The following is a 22329-nucleotide window of genomic DNA, read 5'->3' as shown; positions in this document are numbered from 1 at the left end:
GGTTAGTTTTTACCGCGAACCAACTCTTCTTAAACGAAAGCGATTCGCGGTTTAAATTTCTGTGCCATATTTCGCATAGAGTGCCGTCAAGAAACCATCGTGATACATGCTCAACAAGCTCGCTTGTAACGCTTCAGCCTTTTTGAAATCCATCTCTTTATTGCAAGCCATCGCCCGTAACGAGGTGTAAAACACCAGCTCTGGGGTCAAGTTAACCCCAGCTTTTTTCATTAAGTGATTGGCACTCACTAACTCAGCCGCCCAAAAAGGAATCCGCTTACGCAGTAACTTGTTGACGTTTTGACGATTTGACGAGGTTAACTCGACCCGAAAACCAAAGTCTTTGAGATATTCACCGACACCACTTCCTAGAAAGCTGCCAATAACATAAGGTTTGGCATCCTCGAGTGTGGTCAAATAGATCTGCGACTCAGGCAAGTCAAACAGCCCATAACGAGACACTAATACCGGGCTTATCCATTGGAAATGGACTTCACGTTCTTGACTTCTCTCTATGGGTAATACACAAGTATTATTGTCGTGCTCGACACTAATGATGGCCCGCTTTAACGGTAGAAACTGCACCATATACTCAAGTTCTGAACGCTTAAACAGCTCATCAAGCACTTCAATCAACAAACCTTGGTTCTGCTCGCCATTTGTAAACGCAAAGGGAGCAACATCATAGGTAAGCACCTTAACGGGCTCAGCCTGCACCGCAAAGCTTGCCAGAATCAAGTACAGCAACGCGTTAACAATGCGTCTAGTACCATGCATTTATTGCCTCCTCAAAAGGCAAGGTCTTGCCTTTTGGCTCATCAAGATTCACCGGTTTAGGCGAGCCATTTTGTTGCAACCAAAATTGAGCCGGTTGCTTATCATTCAGTTTTGGTGCACAGGGGTGAGAGGAACGCTTTGAAAGCATATCCAGGTGTTTATCAACAGCTGTGGCAAATTGATCCAACGCTTGCTGGGAGCTTAACGTCCCCTCCACTACTTTTGAAATGTACTGCCACCAAAAACGCGATAACCCTGGGTAATCAGGTACATTAGTACCTGTCGGGGTCCAAACTTCTCGGGCATTGCTGCGATAGAACTCTACCAGCCCCCCTAGATATGGCGCCTTTTTCGTCATGACGTCCGACTGTATATCTGAATGGCGTATGGGTGTTAAACCCACTAACGTCTTTTTAAGCGAAACTGTTTTAGACACCACAAATTGCGCATATAACCACGCCGCTTGCTGTCTTTTTAAGGGGGTATTTTTAAGAAGCGTCCACGCCCCGGTATCTTGGTAACCCGACTTCATCCCTTTTTGCCAATATTTACCCACAGGCGAAGGAGCAACGCGCCATTTTGGGGTACCATCTTCATTCATCACCGCAAGGCTCGGATCAGTAAGATCGGCAACAAACGCGGTGTACCAAAATATCTGCTGCGCAATCACGCCCTTACCCGGCCATTCACCCGCTTGGGTAAAATTCAGTGAGCTCGACTCTGGTGGCGCATACAAGTTAAGCCAAGAGACAAATTTATCGATCGCATAAACAGCTGCTGGCCCATTTAATGCCCCACCGCGACTCACACTGGCACCGACAGGTCGACAGTTTTCGACGCGAATGCCCCATTCATCGACGGGCAGCCCATTGGGCAAGCCTACATCCCCAACCCCCGCCATTGACAGCCATGCATCCGACATACGCCAACCTAAACTGGGATCAGTTTTAGCGTAATCCATATGGCCATATACCCGTTTCCCATCAATCTCTTTAATATCATTAGTAAAAAAATCTGCGATATCTTCATAGGCTTGCCAATTTTGTGGCACACCTAACGCATAACCATACTTAGCTAAAAACTGGCGTTGGTAAGCGACATTGCTAAACCAATCATGGCGATACCAGTAGAGGTTTACAAACTGCTGATCAGGAAGTTGATAGAGCTTGCCATCTGGTGCGGTCGTAAACTTAATCCCCATGAAATCTTGTAGATCAAGCGTTGGAAGCGTAACAGCTTGACCCTCGTTGGCCATAAAATCAGAAAGTGCCACCACCTGTTCGGAGCGAAAATGGGTACCGATTAAGTCGCTATCATTAATATAAGCATCGTAGAGGTTCTGATTGGTTTGGATCTGCGCTGATAATTTTTGTATGACATCATCTTCGCCAGTTAACTCATGCACCACTTTTATACCCGTGAGCTCATAAAAAGCTTTTGCGAGCACATTGGCTTCATACCAATGGGTCAAGATACGTTCTGATACGACACGGATCTCCATGCCTTGATAAGGCAGACTGCTGTTGATAAACCATTGCAGTTCTCTTAACTGTTCATCCCGTGAAAGAGTGGAAGGCTGTAACTCAGAGTCAACCCAATGCTGTGCCACCAACGACTGTTCAGTCTCTGGTTGAGCAACCACTCGGGCACTATTTACACCAGCGCTGATGATTAAACTAAGCAAATAAATAGATCGGATTGTTCCGCGCACCCAATAATTACCCCTACTTTTTAGTCTCATTTCATCATGGATGAAATTATAGATTAATGCCACTTAGTGGGGATAAATATTATTAAAGTGAATGTAAAAAAAGTTGTTTTATCTGATAGATATACATAGAGCCAGACACGTTTAGTAAGAATGATTCTGTGTCGTGACTCATCGTAGAAACGAAAAAGGAAGCGGTCGCTTCCTTTTCTCATCCAGGGTTTAGCTGAGTTAATTACTCGGCATCAATTAACCTAGTAGTACCAATCTCGATTTTACGCGGCTTAAGTGCCTCTGGGATCTCACGCTTAAGATCGATATTAAGTAAGCCATGTTCTAAATCTGCACCCACCACAGTCACATAATCTGCCAACTGAAATGTGCGCTCGAAACCGCGCTCGGCAATACCTTGATACAGATACTTACGCTCGGTATCTTGCTCGGCTTTAGTCCCTTTGATAACCAGTTTGTCACCTTCACTGGTAATATCTAATTCTTGCATCGAGAATCCTGCCACCGCCATGGTAATACGGTATCTATGTTCATCTAGCAGCTCGATATTATAAGGAGGGTACCCTGAATTGCCTTTGTTCGAAGCAGCATGCTCTGCTAGCTGGGCTAAACGATCGAAACCAATGGCACTTCGGTATAGAGGAGTTAAGTCATAATTACGCATCTGTATATCCTTGTATTAAGCAATATCAATTTTAAATGGCCGATATAGCAAACTTATCTGGTTTACTGGGTATCGCACCGAGTCATTGTTGAGTTAAACCTTGCAGCCCCGAAGGCGCTGAATGTTCATTTAACTTAGAGACCTCATCGAGCGTCTCATAATCACTATATGCGGATAGCGAAAATCCTTTTCAACCCATAAAGTGAAAAATTTTAAATTATTTACCTAAGAGTAAGACGGTAATAGATATAGCAGACATAAAAAAAGGCAGCCTATTGGCTGCCTTTTTTGCACACTTATCTTGTCGCTTAGAACTTACAAGCTAATGGGCTCTTACTGTTTAAGAACTGAATATCACCAGCAACTGGCGCATAATCTGCAGCCTTGATGTCACCAGTATTCTTAATGTAAGTATATAATACCTCTGCATCAACATAGCCAGTCATCACAGGCGTCAGTACTGGGTAACCGTCACCACCAGCAGCATTATAGCTAGGAACCGTGAACGTATATGTCGCATCAGCGGCATAACCTTTGCCATTGATGTCGCTGATAGCTACAGTCTTAGCTTCACAATCAACATCCATCTTAATGCCAACTAGCTGTGGATATGCACCAGAACCTGTCTCGCCTACATCAACCGTTGCAACCACATTTAGATAATCGGTTACTTCAGCACCTGTCAATGTGCTTAGGGTGATAGAGTTACCAAATGGCTGCACAGTCAGAACATCTTTATAGGTAATTTCGCCAGGTTGAATTGAATCACGCACACCGCCCGAATTCATTACCGCAAAGTCTGCTGCCACTTTCGTGCGCTGAGCTTCAGCGAGTAAACGACCTAAGTTAGTCTGTTGATTACGAACAACACCACGGTCGCCTTCAAGTTTATCATCGGTAGAACCGATAACTTCTAATAGCTCTTCTTGACCTTTGTCCTGATACTGCTGCATCACTTCAAGCACAGTCGCGTCTGGCGTAATAGGCTCACCAATATGAACGCGATCACCTGCTTCGTTCTTCTCTTTCAAGTTTACAGGGATCAGCTTGTAGCTTGCTAGGTGTAGCTCACCATTGAAATATTCAAAGTTAGCTTGACCGACATACTTGCCCCATTCATGAGCCTGCATAATGAATGTGCCGTTTTGCACATCGGGCTTACACTCTCCACCAGGTGTAAATTCAGGGTCGTAGACATTGCCTTCCATACAAACAGGGTTTTGAGAGTGACCACCGATAACGGCAGCTAACTCACCTTCAGCCATAGCGCGAGCCAATGCAACATCACCAGGGGCATTGTTACCATTAACACCGTCTGCATAATGACCCATGTGAGTCGTTGCAAAAATCAAATCAGCTTCATTCGCATCTTTAATCTGCTTAATAACTTTCTTAAGCTCTTCTTTAGGATCGGTAAATTCAAGGCCACCAATAAACTCTGGGTTAGCGATTTTAGCCGTATCTTCAGTCGTTAGACCGACTACAGCAATACGCACACCATTGACGTCGAATACTTTATAAGCATCGAAATAGCGCTCACCCGTTTCTTTGTCATAAATGTTAGCGGCTAACATTGGAAACTCAGCAAGATCACGTTGCATATCTACAACTGATAGCGGGTTATCAAACTCATGGTTACCAACAGCCATTGCATCGTAACCAATCAGGTTCATACCAACGAAGTCTGGACGTGCATCCTGTAGATCTGACTCTGGTACACCAGTGTTAATATCACCGCCGGAAAGTAGTAACGTTTCGCCACCGTTTGATTCAACTTCAGCGCGGATTTGATCAATCAACGTCTTACGAGCCGCCATACCATATTCGCCATATTTATTTTCAAAAAAGCGGCCATGGTTATCGTTAGTGTGAAGAACAGCAAAGGTCGTACACGCATCGCCAGCTTCGGCACATGTTGTCGGCGCTTTATCATCATCGCTGCTATTACAACCAGCAAGTGCTGCCAATACTGCAGTAGCGACTAGTCCTTTAAGTATTTTATTTGTCATTACATCAACCCCTAGATTATCTTTTTTATTAACCATCATATTCTTTGATAGCGAACGATATAATCTCGCTGACAAACATAATAGCAAATAATACCCATATTTGTGGCATTTTTATGAATAAACGTGAGCTAAATGTTTATTTTATAAGTCTTTTATTTCACTTTTTGTTCATGATACAGAACAAGCAACATACCAAACCCTTTGACGCATTGTGGCGACATAAAGACAATAAAGAACTAAAGCAATACTTCTAAACGCTTAGAGCAACACAATGACGCCGACTCGATTTTCCACAATACAAAACAAACATAACCGCCAAATCATCTAATAGCGTGCCAGCGATCACATTAAGTTAACTTTTACTAATCCATAATTTTTGAATATTGCACCTAAGCGACATAACCCCGCCAATTCTGGCCACTGAAGTGATAGGATTGTTAATGAAATAGGCGCAATGCTGGCTATAGGACCGCTGTTGAGAAATATCATCACTTGTCGAATCTAGGCATAAAAAAAGGATGCATTAACGCATCCTTTTTTGCCACAACACAAGTTAACTTATTGCATTAGGAACCCTAACCCAGCCTTCCATTAACACGCGTGCACTGCGACTCATACTCACTTTGTTTACTTGCCAACGCCCATTATACTGATGCGCTTGAGCACCCACTTTTAAAGTGCCAGACGGATGACCAAAGATCACACTTTCGCGCTCACCCCCACCCGCAGCCAAATTAACAAGCGTGCCCGGAATCGCTGCGGCAGTGCCTATCGCTACAGCGGCTGTGCCCATCATGGCATGATGTAGTTTGCCCATTGACAGCGCACGCACTAACAGGTCGATATTGGTCTGGGCAATTGCTTTACCGCTAGACGATATGTAGGCCTGCGGACCCGCCACAAATGCGACCTTTGGCGTATGCTGTCGCATTTGTGCTTGTTCAATATCGTCGATAAGCCCCATTTTCAAGGCACCATGAGCACGAATGGTTTCGAACATGGCTAACGCCTTCTCATCACCGTTAATGGCTTCTTGTAGCTCTGTGCCTTGATAACCGATTTCATCGGCATTGAGAAAAATGGTGGGGATGCCCGCATTGATCATAGTGACAGATAGACTACCAATCCCGGGGACATCTAATGTGTCAACTAAGTTACCTGTGGGGAACATATCGCCTTCTCCATCGGCAGGGTCAACAAAATCGACCTGTACTTCAGCCGCTGGAAAAGTGACACCGTCCAGTTCAAAGTCGCCAGTTTCTCGCACCGCGCCATCAACCATTGGCACGTGAGCAATAATAGTTTTTTGAATATTTACTTGCCAAATGCGTACTTGGGCAATTCCATTTGTTGGTAAGCGGCTTTTATCTACTAAGCCATTACTGATACCAAAAGCGCCCACCGCAGCCGTCAAGTTGCCGCAATTCCCACTCCAATCAATAAAGGGCTTGTCGATAGCTACCTGACCAAATAGGTAATCAACGTCATGATCGGCTTTTTCACTTTTAGATAAAATCACCGTTTTACTGGTACTGGAGGTGGCACCGCCCATTCCATCGGTGTGTTTACCATAGGGATCTGGGCTACCTATGACGCGCAGTAGCAAGGCATCTCTTACTTCGCCCGGTGTTTGCGCATCAGCAGGCAGATCATTGAGCGCAAAAAACACCCCCTTACTGGTGCCGCCGCGCATATACGTTGCAGGAATTTTTAGCTGAGTCATTTCACTTTCCTTTTTATGGGCTTTATGTGCTGGCTCTCATGGCGTAACAGCCAGCACAGTGCTATCAAGCCTTTTTTGCTTCTAAAAAATCTTGCGCAAAGCGTTGCAGTACCCCCCCCGCTTGATAGACGAGTACTTCATCGGCAGTGTCAAGACGACACGTTACCGGGATCGTTACACGCTCACCATTGGCACGATTCATCACCACCTTGAGCAAAGCTCTAGGTGTGGGTTCACCCACAACATCGAAGGTCTCACTGCCAGTAATACCATAGGTATGGCGGTTCTCACCGTTAACAAACTCTAACGGCAATACCCCCATACCAACGAGGTTGGTGCGATGAATACGCTCAAATCCCTCGGCAATAATCGCTTCAACGCCCGCAAGGCGAACCCCTTTAGCGGCCCAGTCTCTTGAGGAACCTTGGCCATAATCAGCACCCGCGACAATGATCAGTGGCTGCTTGCGATCCATATAGGTTTCAATCGCTTCCCACATACGCGTAACTTGGCCTTCTGGCTCAATACGAGCAAAAGAGCCCTGCTTTATTTCGCCATTATTCTGCACCATCTCATTGAGTAACTTAGGATTAGCAAACGTTGCACGTTGCGCCGTCAGGTGATCTCCCCTATGGGTCGCATAAGAGTTAAAATCAACCTCAGGTAAGCCCATTTTGCTCAGGTATTCACCCGCTGCGCTACTTGCCAAAATAGCATTAGAAGGTGAGAGGTGATCAGTCGTGATATTGTCGCCAAGTACCGCTAGTGGTCGCATTCCTTTAAGTGAGCGTTCCCCCGCCAAAGCACCTTCCCAATAGGGTGGGCGACGAATATAGGTGCTCTGTGGGCGCCAATCATAGAGTGGACTAATCTGCTCACCGTAATCGACTTTGAGGTCAAACATCGGCGTATAGACCTCTCTAAACTGCTCAGGTTTAACGCTCGCTTTAACAATCGCATCAATCTCTTCATCGCTCGGCCAAATATCTTTAAGGCGTATCGGTGTGCCCGACGCATCGGTACCCAATACATCTTTTTCAATATCAAAGCGTATCGTGCCAGCAATGGCATAGGCCACAACCAATGGTGGTGATGCCAAGAAGGCTTGTTTCGCATATGGGTGAATACGACCGTCAAAATTTCGGTTGCCTGATAAAACAGCCGTCGCATAGAGATCGCGCTCTATCACCTCTTGCTGTATCGCAGGGTCCAACGCACCGCTCATGCCGTTGCAGGTGGTGCAAGCAAAACCAACAATACCAAAACCTAACTGTTCAAGCTCACCTAAGAGTTTGGCATCTTCCAGGTAAAGTTGTGCCACTTTAGAGCCTGGGGCAAATGAGGTTTTCACCCAAGGTTTACGGGTTAGCCCCAGCTCATTCGCTTTCTTGGCCAATAGCGCTGCTGCAATCACGTTACGTGGGTTACTGGTGTTAGTACAACTTGTAATAGCGGCAATGATAACCGCACCATCAGGCATTAAGTCCGCTTCATTTTCCACCACACCACTAATGCCCTGTGCAGCAAGGTCTGAGGTGGCGACACGGCGATGGGGGTTTGACGGACCCGCGATGTTGCGTACAACCGTCGACAGGTCAAATTTTAGCACACGCTCATATTGAGCATTTTTAAGGCTATCAGCCCACAGGCCAGTCTGTTTGGCATAGGTCTCTACTAACTTAACTTGCTCACTGTCACGACCAGTGATCGTCAAGTAGTCAATGGTTTGCTGATCGATATAGAACATGCCAGCCGACGCACCAAACTCTGGCGTCATATTGGAAATGGTCGCCCGGTCGCCTAAGGTTAACTCCGCTGCGCCATCGCCAAAGAACTCCAAGTAAGATGAGACGACTTTCTGACCACGCAAAAACTCGGTGAGGGCCAAAACGATGTCAGTTGCAGTAATACCAAGCTGTCGCTTCCCCGTTAACTCGACACCAATGATATCCGGTAGACGCATATAAGAGGCTCTACCTAACATAACATTCTCTGCTTCGAGCCCACCAACACCTATGGCGATCACCCCAAGTGCATCAACATGAGGGGTATGGCTGTCAGTACCCACTAAGGTATCAGGAAAGGCTACACCGTTAACTGTTTGCACAACCGGCGACATCTTCTCCAAATTAATTTGATGCATAATGCCGTTACCCGGTTGGATAACATCAACATTTTTAAACGCTTTCTTAGTCCAGTTGATAAAGTGGAATCTGTCTTCGTTACGACGATCTTCAATCGCTCGGTTTTTGGCAAAGGCGTCTTTTTCGAAACCTGCATGCTCTACCGCCAAGGAGTGATCAACAATTAATTGGGTTGGAACGACAGGATTAACCTCCGATGGGTCACCACCTTTTTCAGCAATGGCATCCCTAAGTCCTGCCAAATCAACCAGTGCAGTTTGACCGAGAATGTCATGACACACCACGCGGGCGGGATACCACGGAAAGTCTAGATCACGCTTGCGGTCAATAAGCTGGGTTAATGAAGCGTCGAGTGTTTCTGGATCGCAGCGGCGAACCAAGTTTTCTGCCAATACTCGCGAGGTATAGGGAAGTTTGTCGTAGGCACCTGCTGTAATGGCATCAACAGCGCTGCGCGTATCGAAATAGTCGAGTTGGGTTCCCGGAAGCGGTTTACGATGGGTAGTATTCATAACATCATCCATTGAATATAATTTTCATGGCAAATTGGTGCATAGAGAAGGAGCAAGCGCTACAACATAGGCCGCTTGCTCTGGCTGACTAACGCTCGGAGATCGGCACAACTTTACGCGGCTCAGCACCAACATAATCCGCACTAGGACGAATAATACGGTTATTGGCACGTTGCTCCATCACGTGAGCCGCCCAACCTGTAAGGCGTGAACAGACAAAAATTGGTGTAAACAGTTTGGTGGGGATGCCCATAAAGTGATAAGCCGAAGCGTGGAAGAAATCGGCATTGCAAAACAGCTTTTTGGTGTCCCACATATACTCTTCACATGCCACTGAAATATCATAAAGAGAGGTATCGCCAAACTCATGAGCCAATTTTTCCGACCAAGCTTTGATAATGACATTACGCGGATCTGACTCGCGATAGATAGCATGGCCAAAGCCCATGATCTTCTCTTTACGCACTAACATGCCAGCCATCTGCTCTTTGGCATCGGCAGGTGAACTAAACTTCTGAATCATCTCCATTGCGGCTTCATTAGCACCACCATGTAAGGGGCCACGCAGTGAACCGATAGCACCTGTAATGCACGAATACATGTCAGATAAAGTCGAAGCACAAACACGGGCAGTGAAGGTTGAAGCGTTAAATTCATGCTCAGCATAGAGAATTAACGACACATCCATCACACGGCGATGTTGCGCCGATGGGCTAGTGCCATTAAGTAGTTTTAAGAAATGACCACCAATTGAATCCTCATCGGTGACACAATCGATTTCAACCCCATCATGGCTAAATTTATACCAATAGCACATGATGGCAGGGAATGCCGCTAGCAGGCGATTGGCCGCTTGATGTTGCGTAGAGAAATCATTTTCAGGCTCTAAATTACCCAAAAATGAGCACCCCGTGCGCATCACATCCATTGGGTGAGCATCAGCAGGAATAAGTTGTAGCACCTTTTTAAGTGCTGGCGGCAGATCACGCAGCACCATTAACTCACTCTTATAACTATCAAGCTGCGCAGCGGTTGGCAACTCACCATTAAAGAGTAAATAGGCCACCTCTTCGAAAGTAGCATTATCTGCCAAATCAGAAACATCGTAACCACAATAGGTTAAACCAGAACCTGATTTTCCCACGGTACACAGGGCTGTTTCACCTGCGCTTTGACCACGAAGGCCTGCGCCACTTAATTTCTTATCAACCATAACTTATTCCTATTATTTTTATCTGCCCCTAGCACAAGGCTAAAGTTGTAGGGTTTACATTGTTGCTGTTGTATTACTTATTCTTACCTTCAGCAAATAGGCTATCTAGCTTCTGCTCGTAATCGTGGTAACCAAGATAATCATAAAGATCCATACGCGTTTGCATGGTGTCGACAACGGCTTTTTGATCACCATCGTTGAGAATGGCGTTATAGACATTCTCAGCCGCTTTATTCATCGCCCTGAAGGCACTCAGAGGGTATAACACCATGTCTGCTCCCCAGTCTCCTAGCTGCTGTTTATTCCACAGTTCAGTCTGCCCAAACTCGGTAATGTTAGCCAAAATCGGGACATCCAGTGCTTCGGCAAAAGCGCGATAATGCGCCTCAGTTTGTACCGCTTCGGCAAAAATACCGTCGGCACCTGCCGTAATATAAGCTTTGGCTCTTGTGATAGCCGCTTCTAATCCTTCTTGAGCAAATGCATCGGTGCGTGCCATGATAAAGAAATCGGGATCGGTGCGAGCATCAACCGCAGCCTTAATACGATCCACCATCTCTTCTGTTGACACAATCTCTTTATTAGGACGGTGACCACAGCGTTTTTGCGCAACTTGGTCTTCCATATGCACTGCCGCTGCGCCCGCTTTTTCCATGTCGCGGATAGTTTTGGCAATATTAAATGCCCCACCCCATCCCGTGTCGATATCCACCAAAAGCGGCAGATCACAAGCGGCGGTAATTCGCTGCACATCAACAATCACATCATTAAGTGAGGTCATCCCTAGATCAGGTAATCCATAGGAAGCATTGGCCACCCCACCACCGGATAGGTAAATAGCCTTATGGCCTATCTGTTTAGCCATCATGGCTGAGTAGGCGTTAATCGTGCCTACAATCTGCAGTGGCTTATTGTCGGCTAACGCTTGACGAAACTTTTTACCTGCGCTCATGCTCGATTCCTCTTAATGTTTGATTTATGAAAGCTTGCTATGAATATTATTTTTTGAATACATGATATGGCGACGCATTAACATCTCTGCCAACTCTTCATCTCGGTTAGCTATCGCCTGTACGATATGCTTGTGTTCATCAAAAGCGGTTGTTACCCGCGGACCAGCCATACCCAGCTGCACTCGATACATGCGGACTAAATGATAAATGCCATCAAATAGCATCGCGATAAGGTGCTTATTTTTACTGCCAAGTATGATGCGATAATGAAAATCCACATCACCCGCCTCTTGATAGTATGACTCCCCCTGTTTTACATCTTTAAAGTGGCTGTTAAGTAAGGCTTCCAGTTCGTTAATCTCACCGTCAGTCATATTTTTTGCCGCTAATCGTGCAGCCATACCCTCTAGGGATTCTCGTACTTGGTATAACGCTAAAAGCCCGTCAGCGGTTAACGCCACGACTCTTGCACCAACATTGGCTTTACGCTCAACAATATGACACGACTCTAACCGATTTATCGCTTCACGGATCACGGCGCGGCTGACGCCATACTTTGTCGACAATTCAGTTTCACTTAGCTTAGAGCCAGCCGTAATTTCGCCTTCGACGATATCTAACCTGAGTTGATAAAAGGTCTTATCTGCTGCGGTAACGGGCTGTTTAACGGGGCTTGTCATCAGATGGTTAAACCTAGCTAATTATTTACGTTGTCGACAATATAGAGTGATATAGGCAATAATTCAACTTTAAACGGCTATATTGTCGACAAAAATGTTAATAAGTAGACTAAAGTATTAACAAGCGTGCTAACTGCACTGATATGACAATTATTATGATGGGGAAATGAGCTTAAGCGGCGATTCATTCAGAGTGAGAATGCAAAGCAAAGATAACTCTGCTGGTAGCCCTTTTAATGTGAAGCTGATTGGACAGGCATTTATCAAAGAGGAACCCAAGGTGCAAACAACCTCCATTCTCAAGGAGAGATAAGTCGCTCACGTCGAAGCTTAAAACGAAAAAGGGCTTCCATTACTGGAAGCCCTTTGTCTTAATGTGGCGGAGAGATAGGGATTTGAACCCTAGACGGGCTATAAACCCGTGCCGGTTTTCAAGACCGGTGCATTCGACCACTCTGCCATCTCTCCGAACGCGGCGAATATTATAAGCATCGAGGAGACTTGTAAACCCTTAAAAGTAAAAAACACCTCAACTGCACATAATTCAAACTAAACGTTATCTAAAACCGGGATCGATGACGTCGAATCAAGCCTAACAGTTCCAGCTGAAGCATAAACAACATAGAGAGACAGTAAATTTGTGTTAACATCTGACGATGTTTAAATAAAGCTCCCTCATATGAACGCCAATTCAATTCCTAACGCATCACTGTCTCCTGATTTTACCATCCCCCTTATTGCAGATATCGCTTATGACCCCAATGCGAGACTATTAGGACAAGCAAGAACCTTAGATGCTTTTACATTGCTAACGAAAACCCAAGGACAGCACATGTACTTGGCCGATCAACGCAGTATTGACAGGCAACCACTCATTGCCGCACTGGTGGCAAGCCAGCCTGCACCAGCAAAGCTTTTTCTAAACCAAATAGTTGACGCTGAGAAACAGCAGTTACTATGGCAAGGTGAATCGAGTGATGCCTGCATTAGTGAAACTAACGCGACCTACCAATACTTAAGTGGCAATATTAAACGCCGAGATCTTATTGGTCACCTATCATCTGATGGTAAAGAGACCTATCATGGGGGCGCATTAGCTAACGCACACTATCTGTTCATCTGCGCCGAATCGCTCTGGAAACGAGAGCCTTTATGGGAACTAATCCTCGGTATTGCCAACACGGGACAATATACCGTGCACCCAAAACTGCCACCTATCCCACTGAATTGCAAAATTGTCTTGGTGGGTAGCAGTGCACTATATAGCGTGTCCTACGTAGAAGAGCGGTCATTTAGTTCAGCATTTCCTCTGTTAGGTGAACTTGTTGATGAGATAGCACTGCCTGAGCATACCGAGCATGACTACCTAGAGTGGTTAGTTGCATTGGCAAAAGAGAGTCATATCACCTTAGTCCAATCAGCTTTAGCCCCCATATTTGCTTTCAGTTCACGCTTAGCCGACCACCAAAAGCATCTGTCATTAATGACCGATCCCATGGTTCAGCTATTACAGCAAGCCTGCGCCTATAATGACACCGACATCATCGATGATTCCGCCATTCAATATGCATTAACACAGCAAACTCATCGTCATAATGCCTCGCAAAAACTTTCAGCACAGAGTTTCGACGATAATTTTATCAACCTGCCAACTCAAGGCACCATGATAGGCCAAATCAACGGGTTAACCGTACTCGATGCAGCAGAGTATTGTTATGGTGAACCTGCTCGCATTACCGCATCGGTTCACTATGGTGACGGTGAAGTTGCCGATATCGAAAGAAAGTCAGAACTAGGCGGTAACATCCATGCAAAAGGCTTAATGATCTTATCATCATGCTTGTACCGTATTTTCGGTAAAGATGCACCACTGCACCTCAATGCCAACATTGTTTTTGAACAGTCTTATCAAGAGATTGATGGTGATAGCGCCTCGCTGGCTGAGTATTGCGCGCTAATGTCAGCGATTGCAGAACAACCCATAGATCAGGGGATTGCTGCCACTGGCGCTATTGATCAATTTGGCCAAGTTCAAGCTATTGGTGGCGTGAACGAAAAAATTGAAGGGTTCTTCGACCTATGTCAACGACGGGGACTCACGGGTTCTCAGGGAGTGATATTACCCAAATCCAACGTGCAACAGCTGAATCTTAAACGTGAAGTTCTCAATGCTATCAGCCAAAAACAGTTTCATCTCTATCAAGTCGAGCATATTGATGAAGCTGTGACTATCCTCATGAAGCACCCTGCAGGCATTGCTGACGAAGATGGTCAATTCCCCGATGAAACCCTGTATGGGCTAGTGCAAGCTCGATTAGAAGGACTGGCGGGTTACCCTGATGACGATCGCTCCATTTTTGCCAAGTGGCTCGATAAATTGAAACTTTCTAGCTGATCGGAGTTGTTTAGCGTACACGTGTTCGCTAATCTTGGCAGCTCAAATTGCTAGAGTTGAAGTGGATAATGAATAAAGCAAACAGTTTCAGTAAAGAAGATTTAGTGGCTTGTGGCCACGGTAGCCTATTTGGCGCAAACTCACCTCGCCTGCCTATCGACAACATGTTGATGATCGATCGTATTATTAAAATTAATGAAGATGGCGGTGAGTTTGGTAAAGGTGAAATTGTTGCTGAGCTAGATATCGATCCGTCATTGTGGTTTTTCGCCTGTCACTTTGAAACTGACCCTGTTATGCCTGGTTGCTTAGGTTTAGATGCCATGTGGCAGCTTGTTGGGTTCTTCTTAGGTTGGGAAGGTGCTGAGGGCAAAGGACGTGCGCTAGGTGTTGGCGAAGTGAAATTTACAGGCCAAGTCTTACCCGATGCAAAAAAAGTCACTTACAAGCTGACTATTAAGCGTAAAGTCTACCGAAAACTTGTTATGGGCATTGCTGATGCGGTAATGGAAGTTGATGGACGTGAAATCTATTCAGCAAAAGATTTGAAAGTGGGTATTTTCACTGACACTTCAAGCTTCTAATTTCTCCATAGCTTAACGCACATTAACTTTGTACCCTACATAAAAATGCCCTCATTTATGAGGGCAAACTTCGCATTACTTATTAAACAGTCCGCTGAGACGACCATCAATACCTTCTCGCCAGCCCCCCAACCACTGTGACTTAGAGTCTAACGTTGAATAAGGACAATTCTCCTTAGAGCGGCCACCAATCCCAGCCTGAAATCCTTTTGAAAAAGCTCTATCTAAACGATCTCTTTTTTGTCTTTTCATGCAAGCATCCTCTGTTTCTCAATCCTAGAAGCCGAAGCCTCACTCATAGAAATAGAACGTTTTTTACTCGAGATCAATCAAAAAATCGTGATTATTGACGGTTATTTTTTAACCTTATGAGTTCATTATTTAAAAAAAATCGAGGCATTTACCTCGATTTTTAGTTCAATAAGTTCTAACTAGCATTAACGCGAAAATCGACGTCTAAACCAGATCAGTGGCAGTGCAAATAACCAAGCAAAGCTGGCAGCACCTTTGCGAACGTAATCTTCATTACCTGAGTTGTCATCATCTTTAACTGTACATGCCGCACCCGATGTTGAAGGTTTTAGCACCACCATACGTGGAATGTACGACGTTACAGGCTCTCCATTTGCATTTAATTCAAACAGAGGTAAACCATTTTCACCAATGATCAGCTTACCGTCTGTATCAAACTGATAAGAAGGCTTACGAATAAACGCTGTACCGACAATTGTGCCCTCTTCATTGATGCTGTTTGCCTCAACAATACGGATCTCACTACTGTATGTTAATTCTTCGCCAGTACCGTCAGTGACTTTGACTCTATGACGCATCCAATTACCACTTGAGTCTTGCTCATAGCCCTTAGATTCGCAAACTAAAAGATCATTTAAGTCATTAAACTCGTCGGTCGTTTTATCAAATAAGAAACCCGATTTCACCCGTGGCTTTTCTTTTTCATGGGTGGTTTCTATGTAGCCAACCACTTGATTTTTATTGTTAATATCTCTTGGTCGAGAACCCAGATCAGAAATAGTCTCATAAAAGTCATTAGGGGTGACGTATTCTGGATTTTCAGCGTTAGTGTCTAAATAGAAGAACTTATCACGTGGATAGCCTTCTAAATACTGTCGGTAACTACCGACCAAAATACCGTTGTCGTTTATATCGTAGGCGATAGAAGACAACTGATCGTTACTCATCTTAACCCAATTATACTGGTAGCTACCATCATCGGCTTTGGTCCAATAGGCGGCGTCAAAGGCAAGTTTATCTTTATCGTTATTACGATAAACATGTGAACGCCCTGCCACTGTGCCTTGACTATTCAGCCCTAACCCTTGCGCGGTAAACACAGTATCAGATGTAGACGTCAGCCCTAAAGGTAGCTCAGTTGGTGTGACATCGGTACCATCAAACTGCCACAAGAATGCACGCGTTTGATACAAAATACCCTTATAGCCCCTAGAGTCTGGATATTGAGCTATTTGCAAACAGACATCTATTGGATAATCTTCACCAGAAATACACTTATCGACATTTGCTTGACTCGTCTTGGACAGTTCTGTAGTAGCATAACCTGTCACAAGGTTATTATCATTGATCGCGGCGGCGACCGAAACACCACCTACCGTGACATTAGTATCGTCTTTGGTGTATACCGTATAAGGCGGCACAAGCGGCAGCTCTGCACCAGCGGCAGTCTTAATAAAGCCACGCTCTTCAAACTCACGATAATACCAATACTCTTGGTCTTGGTTCGTTGAATTTCTCTCACCAGTAAACTCTGTTTTTTGCTCAGGAGCCGTATAAGCCCCCACTTTATTACCACCGTTATTAATACCATAGTAATAAGCATTGATAGAGTTGATCGTCTCTGGCACATCTTCATCGGTATCTTTGGGTGGAGTGGTGCCAAATACAGACTCAAATGTCGGCAACCAACTGCCATCAGCGCCATTTCCGTCAGCGATAAAAGTAAAGTTGTTTGCCAAAATCGGCTTGTTGATCGAATAACTCACTAGCTCTTCAGGTGGTATGCCATCCTCAATATCGATGACACCGCCATCTTCATCATTAACCTCAAGCTTCTTTTTACCCTTTGAGATCCCGACCATTTTCTCGTCCTGATTGACGAACATGCCGTAACCATTTCGCGTGGCTTCAATGGTGCCATTAAGATCATAGTCTTCAATATTCTGGATCTCATAAACAGGTGCTGCATAAGCGGTTTGTAATGCGCCTATAACTCCTACAGCCACTAACGACAAGGCTTTCTCAAACTTCAACTTCATTAACTAAATTCCTATTATTATTTCGCTTACTTGAGGGCTTCTAGCTCTTCCCAACGCTCAAAACAAACTTCTAATTGCTGTTCTAGTTCAGCAAGTTCGCTTAAACGGCTGCTCACAATATCTTGCTCTTGAGCATAAAAATCTGGTTCACTAATCACCTGTTGTAACGTTTCAATATCGGCCTCAAATTGCTCCATTTTTGCAGGTAAGGCTTCAAGTTCGCGCTGCAACTTATACGACAGTTTCTTCTCTACTTTGGCCACTGTCGGCGCAACAGGCGCTGCAACTTGAGGTTGGACAGCATTTGTGGCAACTGGTTCCTCAGAATAAAATTTGGCTCCTTGAGAAACGGCATCTTGATAACCACCAACATACTCACTCCAGCCACCGTTACCGGTAAACCACCAAGAGCTGGTTACCGTATTATCGATAAAGGCACGGTCATGACTTACCAACAACAAAGTACCTTGATAATCAGTCAGCAGTGACTCTAACAACTCTAAGGTCTCAATATCAAGATCGTTTGTTGGTTCATCAAGAATGATGAGGTTTGCAGGGCGCAATAATAACCGCGCCAATAACAAACGGTTTTTCTCGCCGCCCGATAGTGCTTTAACTGGGGTACGTGCACGCATTGGCGAAAAGAGAAAATCTTGTAGATAACTCAAGATGTGGCGGTCTTGACCATTGATGGTTACTGTTTTCTTGCCTTCACCTACGTTATCTTCAACGGTCTTCTCAGGATCGAGCGCTTCACGATATTGGTCGAAATAAGCCACTTCAAGCTTAGTCCCTACCTTTATTTCACCCGACTGCGCTTCGAGTTGTCCAATTAGCAATTTTATCAACGTCGACTTGCCGCAACCGTTAGGGCCCACTAAGGCGATTCTGTCCCCACGCATCACTGATGTGCTGAAATTTTTAACTAGGTTTTTCTCTGGTAAATTAAAATTGAGATTTTCAATATCGAAAACAAGTTTACCTGAGCGCTCGGTGTCTGCTACGGCCATTTTTGCACCGCCTTGGCGATTGATGCGCTCCATACGCTCTGCACGCAAGGCTTTAAGAGCACGCACGCGCCCTTCGTTACGGGTGCGACGAGCTTTAACCCCTTGGCGTATCCACACCTCTTCATCGGCGAGCTTCTTATCAAACTGGGCGTTTTTCTCGGCTTCGACGCGCAACCACTCGGCTTTACCATCTAAGTAAGTTTGGTAGCTACCAGGCCATGAAGTCACGACACCACGGTCAAGGTCGACAATACGCGTTGCCATACGCTGAATAAAGCCCCTATCGTGACTGATAAATACGATAGCACCGCGATAACTCAGCAAAAACTCTTCTAGCCATTCAATGGTGTCGATGTCCAAATGGTTAGTTGGCTCATCGAGGAGTAATAGATCAGGTTCACTAACGAGCGCTCGGGCTAACGCAACTTTACGCTGCCATCCACCGGACAAACTGGTCAAATTAGCATCGGCATCCAACGCTAACAATTCACAGGTCTGATTAATACGTGTATCAAGTTGCCAGCCATTAAGGTGGTCAATATCTGACTGAAGACGCTCCATCTGCTTAAGCATGCGTTCCATTTCATCTGGCGCAGCGGTCCCTACATCATGTGAAAGCTGGTGATAGCGCTCTAGCTTTTCTCCCACCTCTTGCAGACCTGCGGAAATATAGGCGTATACAGTGCCTTTCTCTGCTTTCGGTGGATCTTGTTGTAAGCGACTAACTTTGATGTCACTGGCGATATTAAACTCACCTTCATCAAGTAATACCTCACCACAAAGCACTTTCATTAAGCTCGATTTACCAGCGCCATTACGGCCAACAATACAAACACGCTCTCCTGGCTCAATGGTAAAATCTGCCTTTTGTAATAACGGCGTATAACCGTAGGCCAATGAACCATTGTTAATACGAACGAGACTCAAATTATGCTCCTATAAACTGCGTTAACTGTGCAATATCAAACGGCCAATTTAGTTCGGCATGATCACGCTGGCGCATCAATACTGGGATTCGGGTCCCATATCGCTCAGCTAAAACGTCTGATTCACAAATATCTTGTGTGTTGTACATGATGCCTAATGATGCAATTAATTCTTGGGCTTGTTCACACAGATGGCACATATCTGTGTGAAACAGGGTAAAAGCCGCCTCATTAGGCATGCTTAATCAACCAAGTATTATGGATTTGGGGATTACGTTTGTAGTCTAGCGGTAGCGTCTTATTATCAATATTTTCAACTGACAGTCCCAGCGCAGACAGTGCGTCTATATCCATTTTAAATTTGCGCTTATTATTGGAAAAAACCAGCTCGCCCTTATCAGCCAGCAATTTCACCAATCCGGTCAACAAACTCACGTGATCACGTTGCACATCAAACGAATCTTCCATGCGCTTAGAATTAGAGAAGGTCGGCGGATCGATAAATATCAGATCGTACTTATCTTGGCTATTGGCTATCCATTGTAAACAATCACTTTGTACAAACTGATACTGACGACCAGACAAACCGTTCAAAGCAAAGTTCTCCTGCGCCCAGTTAAGATAAGTATTTGACATATCGACAGTGGTTACAGACTTAGCGCCACCTAGCGCAGCATGTACCGATGCTGTGCCTGTATAGGCAAAAAGGTTCAGTACATCGCGACCTTTTGACATTTCACCAACCAACTTTCGGGTCAAACGATGATCTAAGAACAGTCCAGTGTCGAGATAGTCTTTCAAATTCAGAATGAATTTAGCACCGTACTCTAAGGTGTGCAGTTCTAGCTTTTTCGCATCGAGTTTTTGATATTGATTGGTCCCTTTTTGGCGCTCACGCGTCTTAAGGATAATCTTGTCTGGATCCACACCAATAGCATTTGGCAACACCAACAAAATATCAGTTAAGCGACGTTTGGTGACGGCTTCTGGTATATCCTTTGGCGCTGAGTACTCTTGGATAACCACATAATCAACATAAATATCTACAGCAACGTTGTATTCAGGGATGTCAGCATCGTAAAGACGATAGCTATCTATGCCCTCTCTTTTAGCCCACTTGCTAAGTTGTTTAAAATTCTTTTTGACACGATTGGCAAATGACGTGGCAACTTCACTGACTTCCCCGCCTTGCTGAAGCACTTTACTGGGATCAATACGTCGTGTGCTTTGGGCATGCAGTGTATACAAGTTGAACGCACACTCTAATGCGCCGTTATACATCTTCATCTGCTTATCCGCTTTGAGCTTCAATGCAGATAACAGCTCGATATCGCTGTTAAGCACGGCAATTTGCCAACCGCCAAATTCACTCTTAAACCGATCACCCAGTTGATAATAAAGCTGCAGCAATGAGGTCACTGTACCGAGACGCTCACCATAAGGTGGGTTAGTGATTAAATAACCACTGGTCACAGGAGGCTTAACATCTAGCGCGTTAGAAACGGAGAACTCAATCAACTCGGCAACACCGGCGTTTTGCGCATTACGCTTTGCCAATGCCACAAGGCGTGAGTCAATGTCTGAACCAAAGAATTTTACTTCGCAGCGATTCACACCTAATGATGCTCTTGCTTTGGCCTCTTCCAGAAGCTCGTCCCACACTTTGTCTTGATGACGCAGCCATTTTTGAAAACCAAATCGTTGTCGATATAAAGCCGGTGCGATATCACAGGCGACCATTGCCGCTTCAATTAAGATGGTGCCGCTACCACAAAATGGGTCAAGCAGATCTTGCTTTGATTGCGTCCAGCCACTTCTGACCAGCATGTTTGCGGCTAAGTTCTCTTTTAGCGGTGCTTCACCCGTTGTCGCGCGATAACCACGTTGATGTAACGCAGGACCAGAGAAGTTTATCCCCAAGGTTATTTGGCCGCGGCGATAATGGGCATCAATTTTGAAATCAGCATCAACACGAGCAACATCGGGTCGATTCAAACCATCATCTCTAAAACGGTCAACTACCGCATCTTTTACTTTCAGCGCGCCAAATTGTGAATTTTTAATAAAACCACCAACACCATGAAAGTCGATGTTGAAGCTGCTTTTATTTGAAAAGTGCGTTTGCCAATCGATGCAGTAAGCAGCGTTATACAGCTGCTCAGGGGTTTCGCAGGGGCCTTTATAGATAACGAGTATGATACGGCTCGCTACACGTGACCAAAGGGTAATGCGATAAGCAAGCTCGAGTGAAGCTGAAAAATAGACACCCGCAACGCTCTCTTTCACTTCACTTGCACCAAGTTCAGCTAATTCAAGCGATAATGCGTATTCATAGCCTCTAGGGGCCGCAGCAAAAAAATTCAACATGGATAGATAGACACACTGTAAAAATCAATTCGCCATTATACCTTGTCCAAACATTAAAAGATAAAAAGTTATGCACACTGTCGATGATAATTCCCCTTATACGTATGAACACTCAGCATTTCGCTGTTTTAATGAACGCTTAGGCGACAATAGGTTATTCCTGCTTGCATTCGCGCATCCTTGTCGATATAGTTCGCCCCGCTTTGAAGCAGTGATGATTCCTCAGCAGTAGCACCATGTGCCACTAATGAGAACATAAGCGCTTTAAACAACGGACGCGGGATGGAGCAGTATGGTAGCTCGTCGGGCTCATAACCCGAAGGTCGTCGGTTCAAATCCGGCTCCCGCAACCAATTCTTTT

Annotated in this window: 16 protein-coding genes and 2 tRNA genes; 3 read left to right on the top strand and 15 right to left on the bottom strand. The window is 45.1% G+C overall.

Annotation, left to right across the window (positions count from 1 at the left end):
- Positions 1-51: 51 nt before the first annotated feature.
- The 10 genes from L876_RS22020 to L876_RS0117300 form a co-directional block, all read right to left on the bottom strand.
- Complete coding sequence (locus L876_RS22020) at positions 52-777, bottom strand: substrate-binding periplasmic protein (protein ID WP_051413172.1); 726 nt, start codon at positions 775-777, stop codon at positions 52-54.
- A complete protein-coding gene (locus L876_RS0117345) occupies positions 764-2518 on the bottom strand; it encodes an ABC transporter substrate-binding protein (RefSeq protein WP_051413171.1) in 1755 nt (584 codons plus the stop codon). Before L876_RS0117345 ends, L876_RS22020 begins: the two co-directional genes overlap by 14 nt.
- A gap of 202 nt (positions 2519-2720) precedes the next feature.
- Complete coding sequence (locus L876_RS0117340) at positions 2721-3161, bottom strand: Hsp20 family protein (protein WP_028764958.1); 441 nt, start codon at positions 3159-3161, stop codon at positions 2721-2723.
- Between the two features lie 308 nt (positions 3162-3469).
- Positions 3470-5170 (bottom strand): bifunctional UDP-sugar hydrolase/5'-nucleotidase UshA, encoded by a 1701-nt coding sequence (gene ushA, locus L876_RS0117335; RefSeq protein ID WP_028764957.1) that lies wholly within the window; start codon positions 5168-5170, stop codon positions 3470-3472.
- 553 nt (positions 5171-5723) lie between these two features.
- Positions 5724-6893: a 2-methylaconitate cis-trans isomerase PrpF gene (prpF, locus tag L876_RS0117330; protein ID WP_028764956.1), complete on the bottom strand. Its 1170-nt coding sequence runs from the start codon at positions 6891-6893 to the stop codon at positions 5724-5726.
- Between the two features lie 64 nt (positions 6894-6957).
- A complete protein-coding gene (gene acnD / locus L876_RS0117325) occupies positions 6958-9561 on the bottom strand; it encodes a Fe/S-dependent 2-methylisocitrate dehydratase AcnD (RefSeq protein ID WP_037429147.1) in 2604 nt (867 codons plus the stop codon).
- Positions 9562-9637: 76 nt separating this feature from the next.
- A complete protein-coding gene (gene prpC / locus L876_RS0117320) occupies positions 9638-10762 on the bottom strand; it encodes a bifunctional 2-methylcitrate synthase/citrate synthase (RefSeq protein WP_028764954.1) in 1125 nt (374 codons plus the stop codon).
- Between the two features lie 73 nt (positions 10763-10835).
- Positions 10836-11714, bottom strand: coding sequence for a methylisocitrate lyase (gene prpB / locus L876_RS0117315; protein WP_028764953.1), 879 nt, complete (start codon positions 11712-11714; stop codon positions 10836-10838).
- A 24-nt stretch (positions 11715-11738) separates the two neighbouring features.
- Entirely contained in the window at positions 11739-12395 is a 657-nt protein-coding gene (locus L876_RS0117310; protein ID WP_028764952.1) for a GntR family transcriptional regulator, read from the bottom strand.
- Positions 12396-12772: 377 nt separating this feature from the next.
- Positions 12773-12863 (bottom strand) — tRNA-Ser (locus tag L876_RS0117300).
- A gap of 211 nt (positions 12864-13074) precedes the next feature.
- Here L876_RS0117300 and L876_RS0117295 point away from each other — a divergent pair.
- Both L876_RS0117295 and fabA read left to right on the top strand, forming a co-directional pair.
- Entirely contained in the window at positions 13075-14790 is a 1716-nt protein-coding gene (locus L876_RS0117295; protein ID WP_028764951.1) for a S16 family serine protease, read from the top strand.
- Positions 14791-14858: 68 nt separating this feature from the next.
- Positions 14859-15374, top strand: a complete 516-nt coding sequence (fabA, locus tag L876_RS0117290) for a bifunctional 3-hydroxydecanoyl-ACP dehydratase/trans-2-decenoyl-ACP isomerase (protein WP_028764950.1) — start codon at positions 14859-14861, stop codon at positions 15372-15374.
- 75 nt (positions 15375-15449) lie between these two features.
- Here fabA and rmf read toward each other — a convergent pair whose 3' ends face one another.
- The 5 genes from rmf to rlmKL all read right to left on the bottom strand — a co-directional run bounded on the left by rmf (position 15450) and on the right by rlmKL (position 21968).
- On the bottom strand, positions 15450-15626 hold the full coding sequence (rmf, locus tag L876_RS0117285) for a ribosome modulation factor (RefSeq protein WP_028764949.1): 177 nt from the start codon (positions 15624-15626) through the stop codon (positions 15450-15452).
- 185 nt (positions 15627-15811) lie between these two features.
- On the bottom strand, positions 15812-17665 hold the full coding sequence (locus L876_RS0117280; RefSeq protein ID WP_028764948.1) for a DUF3466 family protein: 1854 nt from the start codon (positions 17663-17665) through the stop codon (positions 15812-15814).
- A 26-nt stretch (positions 17666-17691) separates the two neighbouring features.
- A complete protein-coding gene (locus tag L876_RS0117275; protein WP_028764947.1) occupies positions 17692-19602 on the bottom strand; it encodes an ABC transporter ATP-binding protein in 1911 nt (636 codons plus the stop codon).
- Position 19603: 1 nt separating this feature from the next.
- On the bottom strand, positions 19604-19840 hold the full coding sequence (locus L876_RS0117270) for a glutaredoxin family protein (protein WP_028764946.1): 237 nt from the start codon (positions 19838-19840) through the stop codon (positions 19604-19606).
- Positions 19833-21968 carry a bifunctional 23S rRNA (guanine(2069)-N(7))-methyltransferase RlmK/23S rRNA (guanine(2445)-N(2))-methyltransferase RlmL gene (rlmKL, locus tag L876_RS0117265; RefSeq protein WP_028764945.1) on the bottom strand — a complete coding sequence of 712 codons (2136 nt, stop codon included), beginning with the start codon at positions 21966-21968 and terminating at the stop codon, positions 19833-19835. The genes L876_RS0117270 and rlmKL overlap by 8 nt, the downstream gene beginning before the upstream one ends.
- 276 nt (positions 21969-22244) lie before the next feature.
- Here rlmKL and L876_RS0117260 point away from each other — a divergent pair.
- Positions 22245-22321 (top strand) — tRNA-Met (locus tag L876_RS0117260).
- Positions 22322-22329: the final 8 nt, after the last annotated feature.

The sequence above is a fragment of the Shewanella colwelliana ATCC 39565 genome (genome assembly GCF_000518705.1).
In the GTDB taxonomy this organism is placed as follows: Bacteria; Pseudomonadota; Gammaproteobacteria; order Enterobacterales; family Shewanellaceae; genus Shewanella; species Shewanella colwelliana.
The sequence above is the reverse complement of the archived record's forward strand: the minus strand, read 5'-3'. Positions and strand labels throughout refer to the sequence as shown.

Bases quoted from the DNA above. Each gene is read 5' to 3' on its own strand.
- L876_RS22020 (WP_051413172.1), bottom strand. From the start codon at position 777: ATGCATGGTACTAGACGCATTGTTAACGCGTTGCTGTACTTGATTCTG.
- L876_RS0117345 (WP_051413171.1), bottom strand. From the start codon at position 2,518: ATGAGACTAAAAAGTAGGGGTAATTATTGGGTGCGCGGAACAATCCGA.
- L876_RS0117340 (WP_028764958.1), bottom strand. From the start codon at position 3,161: ATGCGTAATTATGACTTAACTCCTCTATACCGAAGTGCCATTGGTTTC.
- ushA (WP_028764957.1), bottom strand. From the start codon at position 5,170: ATGACAAATAAAATACTTAAAGGACTAGTCGCTACTGCAGTATTGGCA.
- prpF (WP_028764956.1), bottom strand. From the start codon at position 6,893: ATGACTCAGCTAAAAATTCCTGCAACGTATATGCGCGGCGGCACCAGT.
- acnD (WP_037429147.1), bottom strand. From the start codon at position 9,561: ATGGATGATGTTATGAATACTACCCATCGTAAACCGCTTCCGGGAACC.
- prpC (WP_028764954.1), bottom strand. From the start codon at position 10,762: ATGGTTGATAAGAAATTAAGTGGCGCAGGCCTTCGTGGTCAAAGCGCA.
- prpB (WP_028764953.1), bottom strand. From the start codon at position 11,714: ATGAGCGCAGGTAAAAAGTTTCGTCAAGCGTTAGCCGACAATAAGCCA.
- L876_RS0117310 (WP_028764952.1), bottom strand. From the start codon at position 12,395: ATGACAAGCCCCGTTAAACAGCCCGTTACCGCAGCAGATAAGACCTTT.
- L876_RS0117295 (WP_028764951.1), top strand. From the start codon at position 13,075: ATGAACGCCAATTCAATTCCTAACGCATCACTGTCTCCTGATTTTACC.
- fabA (WP_028764950.1), top strand. From the start codon at position 14,859: ATGAATAAAGCAAACAGTTTCAGTAAAGAAGATTTAGTGGCTTGTGGC.
- rmf (WP_028764949.1), bottom strand. From the start codon at position 15,626: ATGAAAAGACAAAAAAGAGATCGTTTAGATAGAGCTTTTTCAAAAGGA.
- L876_RS0117280 (WP_028764948.1), bottom strand. From the start codon at position 17,665: ATGAAGTTGAAGTTTGAGAAAGCCTTGTCGTTAGTGGCTGTAGGAGTT.
- L876_RS0117270 (WP_028764946.1), bottom strand. From the start codon at position 19,840: ATGCCTAATGAGGCGGCTTTTACCCTGTTTCACACAGATATGTGCCAT.
- rlmKL (WP_028764945.1), bottom strand. From the start codon at position 21,968: ATGTTGAATTTTTTTGCTGCGGCCCCTAGAGGCTATGAATACGCATTA.